The sequence below is a fragment of the Salinarimonas sp. NSM genome (assembly GCF_052380005.1).
Taxonomy (GTDB): Bacteria; Pseudomonadota; Alphaproteobacteria; order Rhizobiales; family Beijerinckiaceae; genus Salinarimonas.
This window is the reverse complement of the sequence record NZ_JBQTCJ010000033.1, coordinates 1-18,906: the sequence shown is the minus strand read 5'-3', so window position 1 is coordinate 18,906 and position 18,906 is coordinate 1. Positions and strand designations below refer to the sequence as shown.

Sequence of the window (18,906 nt, the reverse complement as noted above, 5' to 3'; positions counted from 1 at the left end):
AACGCATGCCGGGCGCCGCGGAGCCGTGCCCGCGCTCACGCCTTCGCGAGCCGCCGACGGCGCGATCGACGACGAGCCGATCGTGTCACGGGGTCGGGTGGTGGGGTCGGGTGGTAGGGTCGGTTGGTTGTGTCGGATGGTGGGCGCGACAGGGATTGAACCTGTGACCCTTCGCGTGTGAAGCGAATGCTCTCCCGCTGAGCTACGCGCCCGTTCCGAGGCGCGCTTCATAGGCCGATGCGGGCTGGCCGTCAAGCGCTCGATCGCAGCCGTCGCGGGGCCGATTTCCGGCCTTCGCGGCACGACGGCAACAGCGCATTCACGAAATTCTGATTATGGTCGCTGCGTGGCGTTTCGTAGGCTGCATGGTGACCGAGGTCCATCGACGGGCGCCGGTCGTCGGCACGGCCGCGGGAACCGGCGCCGCGTCTCGCGCGTCGCCCCCCAGCGAGCCAGCGTTCCGGCAAGCGTCAAGGACCAGGAGCTCTCATGCGGTTCGTTCTCTCACTCACCCTGGCGCTGGCCGTCGCCCTCGGCGCCTTCGCCCTGCAGCCGACGCGGGCGTCGGCGGAATGGATCAACCCCGCCCTCCTCAACGGTCCGGGCGGGACGGGCGGCAACTTCTTCCAGGGCTCGTCGATTCCGCGCCGCGTCGTGGACTACGACGGGCGCTACGCGCCGGGCACGATCGTGATCAGCCATTCGGAGCGCCGCCTCTACCTCGTTCAGGAGGGCGGCAAGGCGATTCAGTACGGCGTCGGCGTCGGGCGCCCCGGCTTCGGCTGGCGCGGGTCCTACCGCCTGACGCGCATGGCCGAGTGGCCGGATTGGCGCCCGCCGGCCGCCATGCGCCGTCGCCAGCCCGGCCTGCCGGTCCACATGGCCGGGGGCCCGGACAACCCGCTCGGCGCCCGCGCCCTCTACATCGGCAACACGCTCTGGCGCATCCACGGCTCGAACGAGCCGCAAACGATCGGCCAGGAGGTCTCCTCGGGCTGCGTGCGGATGACGAACGAGGACGTGACGGACCTCTACAGCCGCGTGCGCGTGGGCGCTCGCATCGTGATGAAGGACTGACGCGGTCCGAGGACCGCGCCGGCCCGCGTAGGACGGAACCGCCGCCCGGCTCAACGCCGGCGCGGCGGCTCGCGCGTCATCCCCTTCGCCGCCAGCTCGGACAGGTATTCCGACCAGCGCTCCGCGTGCTGCTCGCCGAGGCGGCGCAGGTAATCCCAGCCGTAGATGCCGGTGTCGTGCATGTCGTCGAAGACGAGCTTGACGGCGTAGTTGCCCACCGGCTCCACCCCGATGATCATCACCTCCATCTTGCCCGGCACGGTCTTGCGCTCGGCGGGGGAATGGCCCTGCACCTCCGCCGACGGGCTCGTCACGCGCAGGTACTCCGCCGGCAGGGCGAAGGCGGTCCCGTCGTCGTAGCTCACGGTCAGCGTGCGCCGGTCGCGCGAGACGCGCAGCTCCGTGGGCCACGCGGCGATGCCGCCGCCCGCTTCGGACATCTCGATCGCGCTCATCGGCAATTCCTTCATTCGTAGAGGCGCATGCGTTGACGCGGCCGGGCTTCTCTTCCATCCTCGCGCGCCCATATGGCGAGGACGGCCGGCGGACGATACAGAAGCCGCGCGCGCGAGCAAGACGCGGCGCAGTCCGGTTCGGCGACGGTTGCGGGAGGTGTCGAGTTGAGCGAGCCGATCATCACGCGAGCCGCGAGCCGGGCGGCCATCGGCGCGGGCGCGCCGCTCGTCGACCCGTTCGGCCGGGCGATCTCCTACCTGCGCGTCTCGGTGACGGACCGCTGCGACTTCCGCTGCGTCTATTGCATGTCGGAGAACATGACGTTCCTCCCCAAGCGCGACCTGCTCACGCTCGAGGAGCTCGACCGGCTGTGCTCGGTGTTCGTGCGCCACGGCGTGCGCAAGCTGCGCATCACCGGCGGCGAGCCGCTGGTGCGTCGCGACATCATGACGCTGTTCCGTAATCTCGGCCGCCATCTCGAGACCGGCGCGCTGGAGGAGCTGACCGTCACCACCAACGGCTCGCAGCTCGCCCGCCACGCCGCCGAGCTCGCCGCCTGCGGCGTGCGGCGGATCAACGTCTCGATGGACACGCTCGACCCGGACAAGTTCCGCGCCATCACCCGCTGGGGCGACCTCGGCCGCGTCATGGAGGGGCTCGACGCCGCCCAGGCGGCGGGCCTTTCGGTGAAGATCAACGCGGTGGCGCTCAAGGGCGTCAACGAGGACGAGATCGAGCCGATGCTGGAATGGGCGCACGGGCGCGGCATGGACCTCACGCTCATCGAGGTGATGCCGCTCGGCGAGATCGAGACCCACCGCGTCGACCAGTTCCTGCCGCTCTCGCAGGTCCGCGCCCGGCTGATGGACCGTTACAGCCTCACCGACCTGCCGGACCGCACCGGCGGCCCCGCGCGCTATGTGCGGGTGGAGGAGACCGGCGGGCGTCTCGGTTTCATCACGCCGATGACTCACAATTTCTGCGAGAGCTGCAATCGCGTCCGCCTCACCTGCACCGGCACGCTCTACATGTGCCTGGGCCAGGAGGACGCCGCCGACCTGCGCGCGCCGCTGCGCCAGTCCGAGGGCGACGAACGCGTCGCCCAGGCCATCGCCGACGCCATCACGCGCAAGCCCAAGGGCCACGATTTCGTCATCGACCGCCGCGTGAACCGCCCCGCGGTGGGGCGGCACATGAGCGTGACGGGGGGGTGACGGCGGCGGGCCCTTTTCGCTGCACCGCGGCATCTTCCGTTCCCCGCCATATGCGCTAGTGTCCGCCGCACAGCCGCGGGAGACGCACACATGAAAGAGCTCACGGACCGCACCGCCCTCGTCACCGGCGGCACGTCGGGGATCGGCCTCGCCATCGCCGAGGCGCTGGCCGGCGCCGGCGCCAACGTGATGATCGACGGTTTCGGCGAGACCGACGCCTGCGAGGCGCTCGCGAAGCGGATCGCCGACGCGCACGGCGTCAAGGCGGCCTGGACCGGCGCGGACGTCTCGAAGCCCGACCAGCTCGCCGCCGCGGTCGACCGCGCGGAGCGCGAGCTCGGGCCGATCGACATCCTCGTCAACAACGCGGGGGTCCAGCACGTCTCGCCGGTGGAGGACTTCCCCGTCGATCAGTGGGACCGGATCATCGCGATCAACCTCTCCTCGGCCTTCTACGCGACGCGCCTCGTGATCGGCGGGATGAAGGAGCGCGGCTTCGGCCGCATCGTGAGCACGGCCTCGGCGCACTCGCTCGTGGCCTCGCCCTACAAGTCCGCCTACGTCGCGGCCAAGCACGGGCTCGTGGGCTTCACCAAGACGGTGGCGCTCGAGGCGGCGGCACACGGGGTCACCGTGAATTGCATCTCGCCCGGCTATGTCTGGACACCGCTCGTCGAGAAGCAGATCCCGGACACGATGAAGGCGCGCGGCCTCACCCGCGAGCAGGTGATCGAGGACGTGCTGCTGAAGGCCCAGCCGACCAAGGCCTTCGTCACGGTCGAGCAGGTCGCGGCCATGGCGCTGTTCCTGTGCTCGGACGCCGCGAGCCAGGTCACGGGGGCGAACATCTCCATGGACGGAGGGTGGACGGCGCAGTGACCGACGCCGGCCGCCTCCCCGGCCTCGCCGGTCCCCGCGCCGAGAAGGCGGTCTCGCTCGCGCTCCAGGGCGGGGGCGCGCACGGGGCTTTCACCTGGGGCGTGCTCGACGCGATCCTGGAGGACGGGCGGCTCGCCATCGAGGCGGTGTCGGGGGCGTCCGCGGGCGCCATGAACGCCGTCGTGCTCGCGGAGGGCTGGCGCCGGGGCGGCGCGGAGGGGGCGCGGGCCTGCCTCGCGGACTTCTGGCGCAGCATCAGCCTCGACGGCGACCTTCCGGCCTACAAGGCGCGAATCGTGCGCCAGGCGCTCGGCCTGTGGACGGACGAACGCTCGCCCTGGCGCTTCTGGATGGAGGCGTTCTCGCCCTTCACCACGCCCTACCAGAACATCCTCGACGTCAACCCGTTGCGGGACGCGCTGAACGACCTGATTCGCTTCGAGGAGGTGCGCGCCTGCGGCGATGCCAAGCTCTTCGTCTCGGCGACAAACGTCTGGACCGGCAAGATCCGGGTGTTCGCGCGCGAGGAGCTGACCGTCGACCACCTCCTCGCCTCCGCCTGCCTGCCGGAGATCTTCAAGGCGGTGGAGATCGACGGGGTGCCCTACTGGGACGGCGGCTACATGGGCAACCCGCCGCTCTTCCCGCTCTTCTACGGCGTCGCCACCGACGACGTGCTGCTCGTGCAGATCAACCCCATCGAGCGGCGCGAGACGCCGCGCACCCGCGCCGAGATCCGCGACCGGCTCTCGGAGATCGGCTTCAACGCGCCGCTCCTGCGCGAGCTGCGCGCCGTGGACTTCGTGACGCGCCTCCTCGACGAGGGCAAGCTCGCCGAGGGCGACTACAAGCGCGTGCTGATGCACCGGATCGAGCCGACCGGCCATTTCGACGACTTCCCCGCCTCGACCCGCCGCACCGCCGACTGGGCGATGATGAAGACGCTGTTCGAGCGCGGCCGCGGCGCCGCTCGGGACTGGCTCGACCGGCACTGGGAGGATCTAGGCGTGCGGCCCACGATCGAGCTGCGGCGCGACTATTCCTGAGCGGCGGCTGCGGCGGGTCGCGTCGCGCCGGGCCTCGTTCCCCGTGGACGGAGTGCCGAATGTCGGGGCGCGTGGCGCCGGCGCCCTTGCGCGCGCATGCTTCTTGCTTGACGGTCGGCAGGCAATTCGACCGTGAGAGCCCGCGCCCCGTGTCCATCCTCGTCGCCCTGCACCACGTCACGCAGTACCGGTACGACCGGCCGATCGGCATCGGGCCGCAGGTGATCCGCCTTCGGCCGGCGCCGCACGCCCGCACGCGCGTCCCCAGCTATGCGCTGAAGGTGCAGCCCGCCAATCATTTCATCAACTGGCAGCAGGACCCGCACGGGAACTGGCTCGCACGGCTCGTCTTCCCCGAGCCGGCGACCGAGCTGAGGATCGAGGTGGATCTCACCGCGGACATGGCGGTGGTCAACCCGTTCGACTTCTTCGTCGAGCCCTATGCCGACGACTTCCCCTTCGCCTATGCGCCGGATCTCGCCAAGGAGCTCGATCCCTACCTCCAGCCCGAGGAGCTGGGTGAGAAGGCCGAGGCGTTCCTCGCCGGGATCGACCGGACGAAGCGCAGCACCGTGACGTTCCTCGTCGAGCTCAACGCGCTCGTCCAGCAGGCGGTGCGCTACATCGTGCGGATGGAGCCCGGCGTACAGGCGCCGGAGGAGACGCTCGCGCTCGGCTCCGGCTCCTGCCGCGATTCGGCCTGGCTCCTCGTGCAGATCCTGCGTCGCCTCGGGTTCGCGGCGCGCTTCGTGTCGGGCTACCTGATCCAGCTGAAGGCCGACATCGACCCGATCGAGGGGCCGAAGGGCACCGAGCACGACTTCACCGATCTGCACGCCTGGGCCGAGGTCTACGTCCCCGGCGCGGGCTGGATCGGCATGGACGCGACGTCCGGCCTGTTCTGCGGGGAGGGGCACATCCCGCTGTGCGCCACGCCGCACTACCGCTCGGCCGCCCCGATCACCGGCGCGACGGACCCGGCGAACGTCGAGTTCGGCTTCGAGATGCACGTCACGCGCATCCTCGAGGCGCCTCGGGTGACGCGACCGTTCGACGAGACGGCCTGGTCGGCGCTGGAGGCGCTGGGGGACCGGGTCGACGAGGACCTCGTCGCCCAGGACGTGCGCCTCACGATGGGCGGCGAGCCGACCTTCGTCTCGATCGACGATCCCGACGGTGCGGAGTGGAACATCGCCGCCGTCGGCCCCACCAAGAAGGACCGCGCGGACACGCTCATCCGGCGCCTGCGCGACCGCTTCGGGCGGGGCGGCTTCCTGCACTACGGGCAGGGCAAGTGGTACCCCGGCGAGCAATTGCCGCGCTGGGCCTTCGGGCTCTACTGGCGCCGCGACGGCGAGCCGATCTGGCGCGACGCCGCGCTCATCGCGGGCGAGGGCGGGGCGGGCGCGAAGGCGCCCCCCGCCGCGGCGAAGGGCTTCGTGGAGGGTCTGGCCGAGCGGATGCATCTCTCCGCCGGCTACGCGCAGCCCGCCTGGGAGGACCCCGCGCACTGGCTGATGAAGGAGGCCGAGCTGCCGGAGGGCGTCGACCCCGCCAATCCGGGCCTGAAGGACCCCGAGGAGCGCGCGCGCATGATGCGCGTGTTCGAGCGCGGCCTCGGCGAGCCGGTGGGCTTCGTCCTGCCGATCCAGCGCTGGAACGCGGCGGACGGTGCGCGGCGCTGGCGCTCGGAGCTGTGGCGGACCCGCCGCGGCAAGCTGTTCCTGATCCCGGGCGATTCGCCGGTGGGCCTGCGCCTGCCGCTCGACTCCCTGCCCGTCATCGCGCCGGAGCACTACCCGCACATCCACCCGCGCGACCCGCTGGAGCCGCGGGGCGCGCTGCCGCGCTATCCGCGGCCCGATCGCGATCCGGCGGCGAGGCGGCAGGCCGTCGCCGCGCAGAACGCCGTGGGCGAGGCGGTGCGCACCGCGCTCTCGGTGGAGGTGCGCGACGGGATCGTCCACGTCTTCATGCCGCCGGTGGAGCAGGTCGAGGACTACCTCGAGCTCCTCGCCGCCGTCGAGGCGACCGCCCGCGAGACGGGGCTTCCCGTGCGCGTGGAGGGCTACACGCCGCCCTTCGACCCGCGCATCGACGTCATCAAGGTCACGCCCGATCCCGGCGTCATCGAGGTCAACATCCAGGCCGCCGCCTCTTGGCGAGAGGCGGTGGCGATCACGTCGGGCGTCTACGAGGAGGCGCGGCAGGCGCGGCTCACCGCCGAGAAGTTCATGGTCGACGGCCGCCACACCGGCACCGGCGGCGGCAACCACGTGGTGCTCGGGGGCGCGAGCCCGCCGGATTCGCCCTTCCTGCGCCGGCCGGACCTGCTCAAGAGCCTGATCCTCTACTGGCAGCGCCATCCCTCGCTGTCGTTCCTGTTCTCGGGCCTGTTCATCGGCCCCACGAGCCAGGCGCCGCGCATGGACGAGGCGCGCGACGACGCGCTCTACGAGCTCGAGATCGCGCTCGCCCAGGTGCCGGACCCGGACGTCGGGAGCATCCCGCCCTGGCTCGTCGACCGGCTGTTCCGCAACCTCCTCACCGACGTCACCGGCAACACGCACCGCGCCGAGATCTGCATCGACAAGCTCTACTCGCCGGACGGGCCGACGGGCCGGCTCGGCCTCGTCGAGTTCCGCGGCTTCGAGATGCCGCCGGACGCGCGGATGTCGCTCGCGCAGCAGCTCCTGCTGCGTGCGCTGGTCGCCTGGCTCTGGCGCGAGCCGCAGGGCGGCCGCCTCGTGCGCTGGGGAACGAGCCTGCACGATCGCTTCATGCTCCCGCACGTGGTCTGGGAGGACTTCCGCGGCGTCCTCGCCGACCTGTCGGAAGCCGGCTATCGCTTCGAGGAGAGCTGGTTCCGGGCGCAATGGGAGTTCCGCTTCCCGCTCTACGGCCGGGTCGAGCACGGTGGCGTCGCGCTCGAGCTGCGCCAGGCGCTCGAGCCCTGGCACGTCATGGGCGAGGAAGGCGCCGTCGGCGGCACCGTGCGTTACGTCGATTCGTCGGTCGAGCGGCTCGAGGTGCGCGCGCAGGGGATCGTCCCCGGCCGCCACGTCATCGCCTGCAACGGCAGGCGCCTGCCGATGACCGCGACCGGCCGCGGCGGCGAGGCGGTGGCGGGCGTGCGCTACAAGGCCTGGCAGCCGGCCTCGGGGCTGCACCCGACGATCCCGGTCCACGCACCGCTCACCTTCGACGTCATCGACGGCTGGAACCGTCGCTCGCTCGGCGGTTGCGTGTATCACGTCGCCCACCCGGGCGGGCGCAACTACGAGACCATGCCGGTCAATTCCTACGAGGCGGAGGCGCGCCGCCTCGCGCGCTTCCAGAACCACGGCCACACCCCCGGGCGTATCGACCCGCCGGCGGAGGAGCTCGCCGCGGAGTTCCCGATGACGCTCGACCTGCGGAGGCCTGCCGCATGACGGCGCTCACCCGGGCCCAGGCGCGGGAGCTGATCCATGGCCTCAGCCATTGGACGGAAGGCTACGCGCCGCTGCCCGGGGCCGCCGACGAGCTGATCGGCCCGGACGGCACGCCGCGCCCGGCCTGGGCGCGCGTCGCCCGGGCGCTCGGGCCGATGCGCCCGGGCGATCTCGCCCACGGCTTCGGCTCGGCGGAGCGGCACATCCGCGAGGTCGGCATCTCCTACCGGGTCCACGGCGAGGCGGCCGACCGGGCCTGGCCGGTGGCGCACCTGCCGATCGTGATCGACGCCGCCGAATGGAAGGCGATCGCCGCGGGCGTCGCCCAGCGCGCGCGGCTGATGGAGGCGCTGCTCGCCGAGATCCACGCCGGCGGCGAGGCGCCGGACGGCGCGCCGCCGGCCGCGGCGATCGTGGGGAGCCCGAACTACCTGCGGCCCCTCGTCGGCGTCGCGCCTCCGGGCGGGCGGCACCTGTCGCTCTATGCCGTCGACATCGGCCGCGGTCCGGACGGGCGCTGGTGGGTGCTCAACGACCGCACGCAGGCGCCATCCGGAGCCGGCTATGCGCTCGAGAACCGCATCGTCCTGTCGCGGGTCTATCCCGCGCTGATGGAGCGGCTGCGCGTGCAGCGGCTCGCGCCCTTCTTCGCCGCCTTCCGCGACGGGCTCGCGGCGCTGGGCGCGCGCGAGGAGCCCCGCGTCGGGCTGCTCACGCCCGGGCCGTACTCGGAGACCTATTTCGAGCAGGCGACGCTCGCGCGCTATCTCGGCCTGCCGCTGGTCGAGGGCGACGATCTCGTGGCGCGCGACGGCTCGGTCTACGTGCGCACCGTGTCGGGCCTGAAGCGAATCGACGTGCTCTGGCGGCGCGTCGACGGGGACTACTGCGATCCGCTCGCGCTCGACGCCCGCTCGCGGCTCGGCGTGCCGGGCCTCGTCGCGGCGCTGCGCGGGGGGAGCGTCGCCATGGCCAACATGCCCGGCGCCGGCGCCGTCGAGCAGCCGGCGCTGATGGGCTTCATGGCTCTGCAATGCCGGCGGCTGCTCGGCGAGGACCCGCTCCTGCCCAACATCGCCACCTGGTGGTGCGGCGAGCCGGCGGCCAGGGAGGAAGCGCTCGCGCGGCTCGACACGCTCGCCTTCGCCGACGCCTTCGTGCCCGGCCCCTCGACGCTCGGCGCCGAGCTCGATGCGCAGGGACGCGCCGCGCTCGCGGCGCGGATCCGCGCCCGCGGCGTGGACGTCGTCGGCCAGGAGGTCGTGCGCCTGTCGACGACGCCGGTGTGGCGTGACGGGAAGCTCGAGCCGCGGCCGTTCTCGTTGCGCGTCTACGCGGCGGCGACGCCGAACGGCTGGCACGTCATGCCCGGCGGCTTCGCGCGGATCGCCGAGCGGCCGGACGCGCGCGCCGTCAGCATGGGCGAGGGCACGCTCTCCGCCGACGTCTGGGTGCTCGCGGACGCGCCGGTGGCGCGGGTCTCGCTCGTGCCGCAGGAGCGCATCCGCCGCGTCTCCGGCCACCTGCCGAGCCGCGCCGCCGACAACCTGTTCTGGCTCGGGCGCTACCTCGAGCGTGCGGAGGCGACGACACGGCTCGTCGCGGCGCTCGCGGGGGCGCGGCTCGAAGGCGCGGACGGCGGCCCCGGCGACGAGACGGTGGTGCGGCTGGAGGGCCTCGTCCGCGCGCTCGGTGCGGTGCCCGAGGAGGCCGAAGCAGACGACGAGGAGAGCGCGGAAGGGGAGTGCGCGGAGGCGAACCTCGAGCCCGTCGCCGCGGCGCCCGCGCGCGACCTCGCCCGCAGCGCCCTCGACGACGCGGCCGCTCCCGGCTCCGTCGCCGCCTCCATCGCCTTCGCGCGGCGCGCGGCCTCGCACCTGCGCGACCGCCTCGCGCCGCAGGCCTGGCGGCTCGTCTCCGAGCTGTCGCCGGGCGCGCGGGCGGGCGAGGACGAGGCGGCCTCGCCCGCCGATACGCTCGACCGGGCGCAGGCACTGCTCGAGCGCTTCGCCGCCATCGCCGGGCTCGTGCACGAGAACATGACGCGCTCGGACGGCTGGCGCCTCCTCGACATGGGCCGGCGCATCGAGCGCGGGCTCGCCGCCTGCCGGGTCACGGGGGCGCTGGCGGGGGCGGGGGCCACGAGCGCGGACCTCGACGCGCTCCTCGACATCGTCGACTGCCAGATCACCTACCGCACGCGCTACCTGTTCGGGCCGGCGCCCGCGCCGGTGCGCGACCTCGCGCTGATCGACCCCAACAGCCCGCGCTCGCTGGCCTTCCAGGCCGAGCGCATCCTCGAGCACGTGCGCGCGCTCCCCGCGTTGCGCGAGGACGGACTGCCGGAGGCGCCCGAGCGCCTCGCCGCGGCGCTCGCGCGCGGCCTCGCCATCGCCGACGCCGCCACGATCGACGCGCCGACGCTCGCCGGCTTCGAGGCCGACCTCGCCGATCTCGCGGACGCGATCGGCGCGCGCTACTTCCCTCACGGGGCGGCGGCCGAGCGCCCCGAGAAGCTGAGCGGCCTCGCGTGATCTACCGCATCCGCCACGTCACCACCTACACCTACGAGGCCACCGTCGCCTCCGCGCGCTGCGTGCTGCGGCTCACGCCGCGCGAGGAGCCCGGCCAGGAGCGGCTGTTCGGCGACGTGCGCGTGACGCCCGCGTCGCGGCTGCGCGAGGAGACCTGCTTCTTCGGCGCGCGCCTGCACCACGCCGAGATCGACACGCCGCATCGGGAGCTGCGCATCGAGGCCCGCGCGCGGGTGCGGATCACGCGCGCGACCCCGACAGCGCCCGACCGCGATCCCGCCTTCGAGGAGGTCCGCGCCGCCGCGGCCACCGGCACGAGCCGCGCGCCGGACGCGCCCGTCCACGCGCTGTTCCCGAGCCAGGCCGTGCCTCACGCGCCGGAGATCGCCGCATGGGCGAGCGCCTCGCTGCCCGAGGGCAGGGGCGTCTTCGCCGGCGTGAGCGATCTCATGCGCCGCGTCCACGCCGAGTTCGCCTACGCCCCCGGCGAGACCGACGTCGCGACTCCCGCGCGCGAGGCCTTCCGCGCCCGCAAGGGCGTCTGCCAGGACTTCGCCCACGTGATGATCGCCGGGCTGCGGGGACTCGGCCTGCCGGCGCGCTACGTCTCCGGCTACCTGCGCACCATCCCCCCCGAGGGCCGGCCGCGGCTCGTCGGGGCGGACGCGACCCATGCCTGGGTCGAGGCCTGGTGCGGGCCGGATCTCGGCTGGATCGGCTTCGACCCGACCAACGCTGCCGTCGTCGGTCCCGACCACATCGTGCTCGCCGTGGGGCGCGACTACGCCGACGTATCCCCCGTCGACGGTGTCGTGATCTCCTCCGGCGGGCAGAGCCTGACGGTCAGCGTCGACGTGGTTCCGGAGGAGGAGGGGCGCGGGGCCTGATCCCGCGCCGCTCGCTCCCTTGCGTTCTCCGCGGCCCTGGTGCTTTGGTCGCGCGAGGGGAAGGATCACGATGACGACGCTGACGACAGACGGCATCCAGCCCGCGGAGACGATCCGGGCGCTCGCCCGCGAGGGCGCGATCGCGAGCGAACGGCCCTTCCTGGCGGACCAGGTCCAGCCGGCGAGCCTGGACCTGCGGCTGGGCGCCCGCGCCTGGCGGGTGCGCGCGAGCTTCCTGCCCGGGCCGCGTCGCAGCGTGCGCGCACGCCTCGACGGCATCGCGCTGCACGAGATCGACCTCTCGCGCCCGGCGGTGCTGGAGACGGGCTGCGTCTACATCGCCGAGATCCAGGAGCGCCTCGCGCTCCCCGCCGACCTCTCCGCCTCCGCCAACCCGAAGAGCTCGACGGGGCGCATCGACGTCTTCACCCGCGTGATCGCGGACCGGGCGCAGGAGTTCGACATCGTCGACGCCGGCTATCGCGGCCCGCTCTACGCCGAGATCTCGCCGCGGACCTTCCCCGTGCTGGTGCGCGAGGGCACGCGGCTGTCGCAACTGCGCCTGCGCCGCGGCGAGGTGCGGCTCTCGGACGATGAGCTCGCCGCGCTCCACGCGAGCCAGACGCTGGTGACCTCCGCCACGCCGTCGTTCCAGAACGGTATCGCGGTCTCGGTCGATCTCTCCGGCTTCGGCGAGGGGCGGCTCGTCGGCTACCGCGCCCGGCGCCACACGGCCCTCGTCGATGTCGACGCGGTGGGTGCGCATCGAACGGCGGACTTCTGGGAGCCGCTCCACGCCGACGGCGGCCGGGAGCTGATCCTCGACCCGGGGCAGTTCTACATCCTGGCTTCGAAGGAAGCGGTGCACGTGCCGCCGGACTACGCCGCCGAGATGGTGCCGTTCGATCCGCTGGTCGGCGAGTTCCGCGTCCACTACGCCGGCTTCTTCGACCCGGGTTTCGGCCACGCCGGCGCCAACGGGGCCGGCGCGCGCGCGGTGCTCGAGGTCCGCTCGCGCGACGTGCCCTTCATCCTGGAGGACGGCCAGACGGTCGGCCGCCTCGTCTACGAGCGCATGGCGGCCCGCCCGGCGGTGCTCTACGGCGCCGGCGCGGGCTCGAACTACCAGGCGCAGGGGCTCAAGCTGTCGAAGCACTTCGCCTGAGCGAAGTAAGCTCGCCTTGCATGACGCGGCGAACTATCAGGCGAGCCTTCGCGAGCACCTTCGGGAAGTGCGCCACCGCGACAAGATCATGCAGCTCCTCTACAACTCGTGCCTTGACCTGAAATGGTTCTACGACCAGACCTCCGCCTCGTGCATCAAAGAGGAGGACTTCGCCACTCTGTCGCCCGAAGTAGGGGTAGATCGGTGTGTCTAGTGGGAAGAACTGCTGCTCGAAGGCGGCAAAGTCACAGCCTGCTTCGTCGAGGAATGCCGTAGATATAGCTGATCCCAGAAAGCGCCGTTGTTTGTGAGGCTTGTCTGGTGGCGCACCGAATGTTGTGGGAGCCACGGTGTTCATAGCCACAAGCGACGTGAGCAGGTGGTTGAGGAACCCATTCCTCCCACTAGCTTGAGAGCGTGCCATCATCACAGCTGCGACGAACCTTGCGGCATCGTGATCTGCCAGCAAGTCTAGTTCACCAAGCCGGTCATGACTTGCAAGACGTTTCAGTGCTTGAACGTCCGAGAAACGGTAGAGGTTCTGACTTACATGAATCAGCTCATGAAGTACATACAACTCCACTAAGCGTTCTGACAAAGCAACTGTTTCCGTGTAGTTCGCCAAAGAATCTAACTCTAGAATATTCGCAAAAATCATCTCTATCGCGTTGAGATTCAGAAGCATACGCTTCTCATCTTCATCGATCTCGAACGCTGCATCGCCCGAAAGATACTCAAAGGCGACCCCGCCCGATAGCCGATTTAGAGGCCGAATAATCTTCAGATCGAGATCCTCGCAGAATTTGCGAATCGCGGGGCAGAGATGATGCAGATCGTACATGAGACGCTCGGCAGTCGCCTTGCAGTTCACGCGCTCGCACAACGCTCCGACAGACGACCTCGCCATGAGACTCTCCCGGTGAGTCTGCGGAACGCAGGATGCGACCGCTTATAGCCAAGGTAGCAAAAAAATTGGCATCATGCAAGTCAGTGTGACCAAAAAAATAACCATCAAGACCTTCACGAATGCCCCCCTTTGGGTTTCTGCCGATTGAGTTTCATCTTCGCAGGGTCAAGAGGGGGAAAAATTGGGCCCTGCACTTGCCATGCGGCTTGCGGAAGTGTAACTTTCCTCCCCGTCCGAGCAGCGGGCGCTTTTCAATCAAAGGGCGCGCCGCGTGCAGCCGTTTTTGGGAGAGGTGACCCATGCGCGACGTCGATACGAGGGCTTTGCTTCCGGATCAGGAAGAGCCGCAGCTGCCGGAGGTTTTCGATCTCCGCGGCAATAGAGTCGTCGAGCCGAAGGATTGGAAGCTTAAGAGGGTAGACCCCCGCTCCATAGAGGCCGCGCGACGAGCTGCCCGTCAGAATGGAATGCGGCTTGGATCTTGGGTTGCTCGCGTGATTAGCGAGGCCGCTGCTGATGAGGAAGCGTCCGATGCAGGTACGAGAGATAGAGTTGTTAAAAAGGACGATCGAAAGCCGGGGGAGATTTCATACCTTGCTCCCGTTATGCGCGGGGAATTGGAGAGTTTGATAAAGGAAACTGTACAATGCCATACTGATGCCCTGTTGGATGCTCAGGCGCGACAACTTGATGAGATCCGAAGCGAAATCAGACTGATTAGAATGGGTTTGTTGCCAGTATTAGAACGAACAAACCTTTCTGACAAACCCATCTGATTGAATTGTGAAGCGCGTATTTTCCGTAGACATATTCGCAAGTCCAAATTTTGCAATAGCGTTAGCTTTGAGCTTAAGGGTTCGGCTCAAAGCTTTGCGGTCTTTATAAGGCGTCTTTTCGCATGACCTATGTCTTTTCTTTATTGGCGGCGTGCTCAGCGCAGCCGCTCGTCGAGGAACCTCAGCATCGCGTCCCAGGACTGGAGGTCCGCCTCCGGCTCGTAGTCGCCGCTGCCCCACACCGTGAAGGAGTGGCGGGCGCCGCCGTAGATCTCCATGCGGTAGTCGATCTCGGCCTCGTTCAGCGTGGCGGCGAGCGCCGCGACGTCCTCCATGCCCGAGACCGGGTCGGCGGAGCCGTGCAGCAGCAGGAGGTCGCCCCGCATGGCGTCCCAGGTCGCGCCCTCGGGGGCCTGCAGGCCGCCGTGGAAGCTCACGAAGGCGTCGAGGTCGGCACCGGCGCGGGCGAACTCCAGGACCGCCGCACCGCCGAAGCAGTAGCCGATCACCGCCGCGGCGTCGTCGGCGACGCCCTCCTGCGCGCGGGCGGTCTCGAGGGCCGCGGCGAGGCGAGCCCGCATCGCGGCGCGGTCGGCGTAGAGCTTTCCGGATTCGGCGCGGCTCTCGTCCGGTGTGGTCGGGCGCACGCCCTGGCCGTAGAGGTCGACGGCGAAAGCGGCGTAGCCGAGCTCGGCGAGCATGGTCGCGCGCCGCTCCTCGTACTCCCCGAGCCCGTCCCAGTCGTGGATGACGAGGACGAGCGGGCGGTCCTCGTCGAAGCCCGCGTTGACGGCGACGAAGCCTTCGTAGGCGACGCCGTCGACCTCGTAGACGACGGACTCGGTGCGGATCTGCGCCTGCGCGGCGCCGGCGGCGAGGACGAGCGCGGCAGCGCCCACGGCGGCGGCTCTCAGCGTGCTGTGCATGGGGCTTCCTCTCGATGGCAGGGGGAACGGCAAGGCGTGAAGTAGGGCGCGGGTACCGGGAGTAAAGTCGTGAACGACGATCACGCGACCGTGATCACCCCGCCACTGGAAAGCACAATTGCAGTCCTATCTCGATCCGTGCGACGCGCTTCAAGACTATCTCCGGCGCGCGCTCCCCCGATAGCCAGCAAAAGAGAGGCTAGCCATGCGTTTCCTCAAGACGATGACGATCGCCGCCGCTGCAGTTCTGATGACGGTCTCGGTGTCCAAGGCGCAGGACATCGTCGATACGGCTGTGGCCGCCGACGACTTCAACACGCTCGTCGCCGCGGTCGAGGCGGCCGGGCTCGTCGAGACACTCAAGGGCGAGGGCCCGTTCACGGTCTTCGCGCCGACCGACGCCGCCTTCGCGGCGCTGCCTGAGGGCACGGTGGACAGCCTGCTCCTGCCGGAGAACCGCGACCAGCTCGTCGCCGTGCTGACCTACCACGTGCTGCCCGGGCGCGTGATGTCCTCGGACATCGCCGGCCAGGAGGTCTCCCCGGAGACGGTGCAGGGCTCGACCCTGATGATCGACGCCACCGGCGACGCGGTGATGGTCAACACCGCCACCGTCGTCACCGCCGACGTGGAGGCCTCGAACGGCGTCATCCACATCATCGACACGGTCCTCATCCCGGAGTGAGGCCGGTCCCGGAGGTCACCTCCGGATGTCTCGCATCGACGGGCCGTCCGCACCCCGTGCGGGCGGCCTTCTCGCGTGCGGCCTCAGCCCAGCACCTCGCCGGGCGCATGAGCCAGCACGACGACCCGTGTGCCGACCGGCACGCGGCGGTGCAGGTCGATGATGTCCTGGTTGAACAGCCGGATGCAGCCCGACGAGATCGCCGTGCCGATGGACCAGGGCTCGTTGGTGCCGTGGATGCGGTAGAGCGTGTCGCGACCGCCCTGGTAGAGATAGAGCGCCCGCGCTCCGAGCGGGTTCTCGACCCCGCCCGGCAGGCCGCCGGCGACGGGGCCGTAGCGCTCCGGCTCGCGGCGGATCATGTTCGCGGTCGGCGTCCAGCGCGGCCAGGCGGCCTTGCGCGCGACCGTGGCGGTTCCCGCGAAGGCGAGCCCCTCCTTGCCCACGCCGATGCCGTAGCGCATCGCCTGCCCTCCGCCCAGCGAGAGGTGCAGGAAGCGCTCGTTCGTGTCCACCGTGATCGTGCCCGCGGGCTCGCCCGTCGGGTCGCGGACGACCTGGCGCCAGAAGCGCGGATCGACCACCCCCGGGTCGATCGCCGGGAGCGGGTGCTCCTCGTTCGGCAGCGCGGCGTACATCGCCTGCACGTCCGGCGGGATGGCGGGGGCGAGCGGCTCGACCGGCGCACGCGCGGCCTGCACGCAGCCGCCGAGCGCGAGCGTGCCGCCGATGATGAAGCCGCGCCTGGTGATGTCCGCGATCATGATGATCGACCTTCCTTTCCTCTTCGTCCTTCGGCCCCTGCGCGTCCCGTACAGGCTCGCCGACGATGCGTCGACGCCTTCACGAGAGTTTGAGGCGTTCGTGAGGCGCCCGTGCGGGGCGTGCGCGCACATGCGAAGGGCGTCGCCCCCGCCCGGGAGCGACGCCCTTCGCATGGAAGCCGCGCGCGTGCGCGCGGGTCAGTTGCGGTACTGCTGGATGCGCGTGGTGCGCAGGCCGGCGAGGCCGTGCTGGTCGATCGAGTGCTGCCAGGAGAGGAACTCCTCCGTCGTCAGCGTGTAGCGCTGGCAGGCTTCCTCGAGGCTCAGCAGCCCGCCGCGGACCGCGGCGACGACCTCGGCCTTGCGACGGATCACCCAGCGACGGGTGTTCGTCGGCGGCAGGTCCGCGATCGTCAGCGGGCTGCCGTCGGGCCCGATGACGTATTTCGCCCTCGAGCGAAGCGGTTCGGTCATGGTACTCTCACACACTCGACTGACCAATGTCGGGTGCGACGTTACGAGCCGGCGCTTAAGAAAGGCTGAAATGAAAACCTCGGTTTCGATGCCGAGGACTCGCGCTGCCGGCGCGATCACGATTGCGAGACTCCCGTCACCTGCGCGAGGGGGACGCGCACGTTCCCGGCGAGCAGGATCGGGTCCGCGCCCGTGAGGTCGAGCCCCGTCACCGTGCCCGAGAACGTGGTGGAGACCTCCACCGGCTGGCCCGCGGCGTCGAGCCCCTGGACGCGGATCGCATAGCTGCCGGGCTGCGCCACGGCGCCCGTGTCGGTGCGGCCGTCCCAGACGAAGCTCTGCTTGCCGGCCTGGAGCGCCTGCTGGCGCGTGGCGACGACCTGCCCGGACGCGTCCGAGATCTCGATCACCGCCCGCGAGGCGGCGCGCGGGAGCGTGAGGCTCCAGGTCGCCTTGCCGTCCTCGAGCTGCGCCTCGCGCCCGTTCGCCTCGATGCGCTTGCCGATGAAGCTCGACGCCGTCGAGACGTTGGCGGCGCGCGTCGAGGTGAGGAGCGAGCCCAGCATCTCGTTGGTCTTGATCTGCTGCTCCACGGAGGCGAACTGCACGAGCTGCTGGGTGAACTGGTTCGTGTCCAGCGGATCGAGCGGGCTCTGGGCCTGCAGCTGCGTGGTGAGCAGCGTCAGGAACTGGTCGAAATTCTGAGCGATCGCCTGCCGGTCGCGGCCGGCCTCGTTCATCCCGCCCTGCGTCGCGGCCTGGGAGGCCGCACTCGTCACGCCGCTCGCCATCGTCCGTCCTCCTCAGATCCGCACGTCGACGCCGACGAGCCCGCCGGCGAGGAGCCGGCGCGGCGCGAGCGCCTCGAGCGCGCGCGGCTCCGGCGGGCCGCCGCCGCGCTCGCCGTCGCCGCGCCGCCCGCGGCCGTCGCGGCCCTCGCGATCGGCGAACGCGGTCTCGCCGCGGCCGAAGGCCTGGCCGTCGCTTCTGTTCTCGTCCTGCCTCAGCGACATCTGCACCGAGCTCTCGTTCGTCTTGAGGCCCGCCTGCTCGAACGCCCGCTCGAGCGCCTTCGCGTCGCGCTGGAGCAGCGCGAGCGTCTCGGGCCGCTCGACCTGGAGGCGCGCGGTCACCTCGCCCTCCTCGATCTCGAGCGAGACGTCGATGCGGCCGAGCTCGACCGGGTCGAGGCGGATCGTGAAGCGGTTGAGGTTGCCGAGGCTTCTCAGCCCGATCTCGATGGGCACCGCGCCGAGCGGGACGTCGGCGAGCACCGGTGGCTGCGGCGTGCCGGGCGGCGTCGCCGCGGCCGGCGGGAGCGCCTGCGCCGGCGGCGGGACCTGGATCTGCGGCTGCGGCAGCGGAGTGTTGCCCGGCTGCGGCTGTGCCGGGGCCTGTCCCTGGGCTTGTGCCTGAGTTTGCGCCTGGGCCTGGACCTGGGGTTGGGACTCGCTCGCTGACGGGTCGGCCTGCGGCGCGGCGCCGGGCTGCGCCGAGCCGGATGCCGGCTGGCCCCCGGCGGCGCTCCCCGGCGGGAGGACGCCCGCCTGGCCCGGCGCCGCCTTCACGTCGCTCTCGCCGGCGGTGCCCGCGTCTCCGGTGACGGCGCCCGCGTCTGCGGTGACGGTGCCCACGGGAAGGCTCGCCGGCTTGCCGGCTGGAGCCGCGGCCGGGGTCTGCGG

The 18,906-nt window shown here is 70.8% G+C and carries 17 protein-coding genes and 1 tRNA gene; 10 read left to right on the top strand and 8 right to left on the bottom strand.

Going from position 1 to position 18,906, the window contains the following annotated elements:
- Positions 1–137 precede the first annotated feature (137 nt).
- Positions 138–212: transfer RNA gene (locus ACTZWW_RS13100), tRNA-Val, on the bottom strand.
- A 277-nt stretch (positions 213–489) separates the two neighbouring features.
- Here ACTZWW_RS13100 and ACTZWW_RS13095 point away from each other — a divergent pair.
- Positions 490–1,077, top strand: a complete 588-nt coding sequence (locus tag ACTZWW_RS13095) for a L,D-transpeptidase (protein ID WP_444781402.1) — start codon at positions 490–492, stop codon at positions 1,075–1,077.
- Between the two features lie 50 nt (positions 1,078–1,127).
- Here ACTZWW_RS13095 and ACTZWW_RS13090 read toward each other — a convergent pair whose 3' ends face one another.
- Positions 1,128–1,532 (bottom strand): gamma-butyrobetaine hydroxylase-like domain-containing protein, encoded by a 405-nt coding sequence (locus tag ACTZWW_RS13090; protein ID WP_444781401.1) that lies wholly within the window; start codon positions 1,530–1,532, stop codon positions 1,128–1,130.
- A gap of 177 nt (positions 1,533–1,709) precedes the next feature.
- Here ACTZWW_RS13090 and moaA point away from each other — a divergent pair, with 177 nt between their 5' ends.
- From moaA to ACTZWW_RS13055, 7 genes are all read left to right on the top strand, one after another.
- Positions 1,710–2,747, top strand: coding sequence for a GTP 3',8-cyclase MoaA (gene moaA, locus ACTZWW_RS13085; RefSeq protein WP_444781432.1), 1,038 nt, complete (start codon positions 1,710–1,712; stop codon positions 2,745–2,747).
- Positions 2,748–2,837: 90 nt separating this feature from the next.
- Positions 2,838–3,626 carry a 3-hydroxybutyrate dehydrogenase gene (locus tag ACTZWW_RS13080; RefSeq protein WP_444781400.1) on the top strand — a complete coding sequence of 263 codons (789 nt, stop codon included), beginning with the start codon at positions 2,838–2,840 and terminating at the stop codon, positions 3,624–3,626.
- Positions 3,623–4,672: a patatin-like phospholipase family protein gene (locus ACTZWW_RS13075; protein ID WP_444781399.1), complete on the top strand. Its 1,050-nt coding sequence runs from the start codon at positions 3,623–3,625 to the stop codon at positions 4,670–4,672. Before ACTZWW_RS13080 ends, ACTZWW_RS13075 begins: the two co-directional genes overlap by 4 nt.
- A gap of 149 nt (positions 4,673–4,821) precedes the next feature.
- A complete protein-coding gene (locus ACTZWW_RS13070; RefSeq protein ID WP_444781398.1) occupies positions 4,822–8,106 on the top strand; it encodes a transglutaminase family protein in 3,285 nt (1,094 codons plus the stop codon).
- Entirely contained in the window at positions 8,103–10,640 is a 2,538-nt protein-coding gene (locus ACTZWW_RS13065; RefSeq protein ID WP_444781397.1) for a circularly permuted type 2 ATP-grasp protein, read from the top strand. Before ACTZWW_RS13070 ends, ACTZWW_RS13065 begins: the two co-directional genes overlap by 4 nt.
- Complete coding sequence (locus ACTZWW_RS13060; protein ID WP_444781396.1) at positions 10,637–11,527, top strand: transglutaminase family protein; 891 nt, start codon at positions 10,637–10,639, stop codon at positions 11,525–11,527. The genes ACTZWW_RS13065 and ACTZWW_RS13060 overlap by 4 nt, the downstream gene beginning before the upstream one ends.
- A gap of 70 nt (positions 11,528–11,597) precedes the next feature.
- Complete coding sequence (locus ACTZWW_RS13055) at positions 11,598–12,692, top strand: 2'-deoxycytidine 5'-triphosphate deaminase (protein WP_444781395.1); 1,095 nt, start codon at positions 11,598–11,600, stop codon at positions 12,690–12,692.
- Here ACTZWW_RS13055 and ACTZWW_RS13050 read toward each other — a convergent pair.
- Positions 12,667–13,533: a hypothetical protein gene (locus tag ACTZWW_RS13050; protein ID WP_444781394.1), complete on the bottom strand. Its 867-nt coding sequence runs from the start codon at positions 13,531–13,533 to the stop codon at positions 12,667–12,669. The genes ACTZWW_RS13055 and ACTZWW_RS13050 overlap by 26 nt on opposite strands.
- A 365-nt stretch (positions 13,534–13,898) precedes the next feature.
- Here ACTZWW_RS13050 and ACTZWW_RS13045 point away from each other — a divergent pair, with 365 nt between their 5' ends.
- Positions 13,899–14,375 carry a hypothetical protein gene (locus ACTZWW_RS13045; RefSeq protein WP_444781393.1) on the top strand — a complete coding sequence of 159 codons (477 nt, stop codon included), beginning with the start codon at positions 13,899–13,901 and terminating at the stop codon, positions 14,373–14,375.
- A 155-nt stretch (positions 14,376–14,530) separates the two neighbouring features.
- Here ACTZWW_RS13045 and ACTZWW_RS13040 read toward each other — a convergent pair whose 3' ends face one another.
- On the bottom strand, positions 14,531–15,301 hold the full coding sequence (locus ACTZWW_RS13040; protein WP_444781392.1) for a dienelactone hydrolase family protein: 771 nt from the start codon (positions 15,299–15,301) through the stop codon (positions 14,531–14,533).
- Between the two features lie 205 nt (positions 15,302–15,506).
- Between ACTZWW_RS13040 and ACTZWW_RS13035 the strand changes: the two genes are divergently transcribed.
- Complete coding sequence (locus tag ACTZWW_RS13035; RefSeq protein ID WP_444781391.1) at positions 15,507–15,986, top strand: fasciclin domain-containing protein; 480 nt, start codon at positions 15,507–15,509, stop codon at positions 15,984–15,986.
- Positions 15,987–16,069: 83 nt separating this feature from the next.
- On the opposite strand, the gene ACTZWW_RS13030 is transcribed toward ACTZWW_RS13035, so the two are convergent.
- The 4 genes from ACTZWW_RS13030 to ACTZWW_RS13015 all read right to left on the bottom strand — a co-directional run.
- Positions 16,070–16,750: a L,D-transpeptidase gene (locus ACTZWW_RS13030; RefSeq protein ID WP_444781390.1), complete on the bottom strand. Its 681-nt coding sequence runs from the start codon at positions 16,748–16,750 to the stop codon at positions 16,070–16,072.
- 198 nt (positions 16,751–16,948) lie between these two features.
- Positions 16,949–17,224, bottom strand: a complete 276-nt coding sequence (gene sciP / locus ACTZWW_RS13025) for a CtrA inhibitor SciP (RefSeq protein ID WP_029030908.1) — start codon at positions 17,222–17,224, stop codon at positions 16,949–16,951.
- Between the two features lie 116 nt (positions 17,225–17,340).
- A complete protein-coding gene (locus tag ACTZWW_RS13020; protein WP_444781389.1) occupies positions 17,341–18,015 on the bottom strand; it encodes a flagellar hook assembly protein FlgD in 675 nt (224 codons plus the stop codon).
- A 12-nt stretch (positions 18,016–18,027) separates the two neighbouring features.
- The coding region (locus ACTZWW_RS13015) for a flagellar hook-length control protein FliK (protein WP_444781388.1) at positions 18,028–18,906 on the bottom strand (879 nt) is incomplete at its 5' end.

Excerpts from the sequence above, each read along its gene's own strand:
- ACTZWW_RS13095 (WP_444781402.1), top strand. The coding sequence starts at position 490 with ATGCGGTTCGTTCTCTCACTCACCCTGGCGCTGGCCGTCGCCCTCGGC.
- ACTZWW_RS13090 (WP_444781401.1), bottom strand. The coding sequence starts at position 1,532 with ATGAGCGCGATCGAGATGTCCGAAGCGGGCGGCGGCATCGCCGCGTGG.
- ACTZWW_RS13080 (WP_444781400.1), top strand. The coding sequence starts at position 2,838 with ATGAAAGAGCTCACGGACCGCACCGCCCTCGTCACCGGCGGCACGTCG.
- ACTZWW_RS13065 (WP_444781397.1), top strand. The coding sequence starts at position 8,103 with ATGACGGCGCTCACCCGGGCCCAGGCGCGGGAGCTGATCCATGGCCTC.
- ACTZWW_RS13055 (WP_444781395.1), top strand. The coding sequence starts at position 11,598 with ATGACGACGCTGACGACAGACGGCATCCAGCCCGCGGAGACGATCCGG.
- ACTZWW_RS13050 (WP_444781394.1), bottom strand. The coding sequence starts at position 13,533 with ATGTACGATCTGCATCATCTCTGCCCCGCGATTCGCAAATTCTGCGAG.
- ACTZWW_RS13045 (WP_444781393.1), top strand. The coding sequence starts at position 13,899 with ATGCGCGACGTCGATACGAGGGCTTTGCTTCCGGATCAGGAAGAGCCG.
- ACTZWW_RS13040 (WP_444781392.1), bottom strand. The coding sequence starts at position 15,301 with ATGCACAGCACGCTGAGAGCCGCCGCCGTGGGCGCTGCCGCGCTCGTC.
- ACTZWW_RS13035 (WP_444781391.1), top strand. The coding sequence starts at position 15,507 with ATGCGTTTCCTCAAGACGATGACGATCGCCGCCGCTGCAGTTCTGATG.
- ACTZWW_RS13030 (WP_444781390.1), bottom strand. The coding sequence starts at position 16,750 with ATGATCGCGGACATCACCAGGCGCGGCTTCATCATCGGCGGCACGCTC.
- sciP (WP_029030908.1), bottom strand. The coding sequence starts at position 17,224 with ATGACCGAACCGCTTCGCTCGAGGGCGAAATACGTCATCGGGCCCGAC.
- ACTZWW_RS13020 (WP_444781389.1), bottom strand. The coding sequence starts at position 18,015 with ATGGCGAGCGGCGTGACGAGTGCGGCCTCCCAGGCCGCGACGCAGGGC.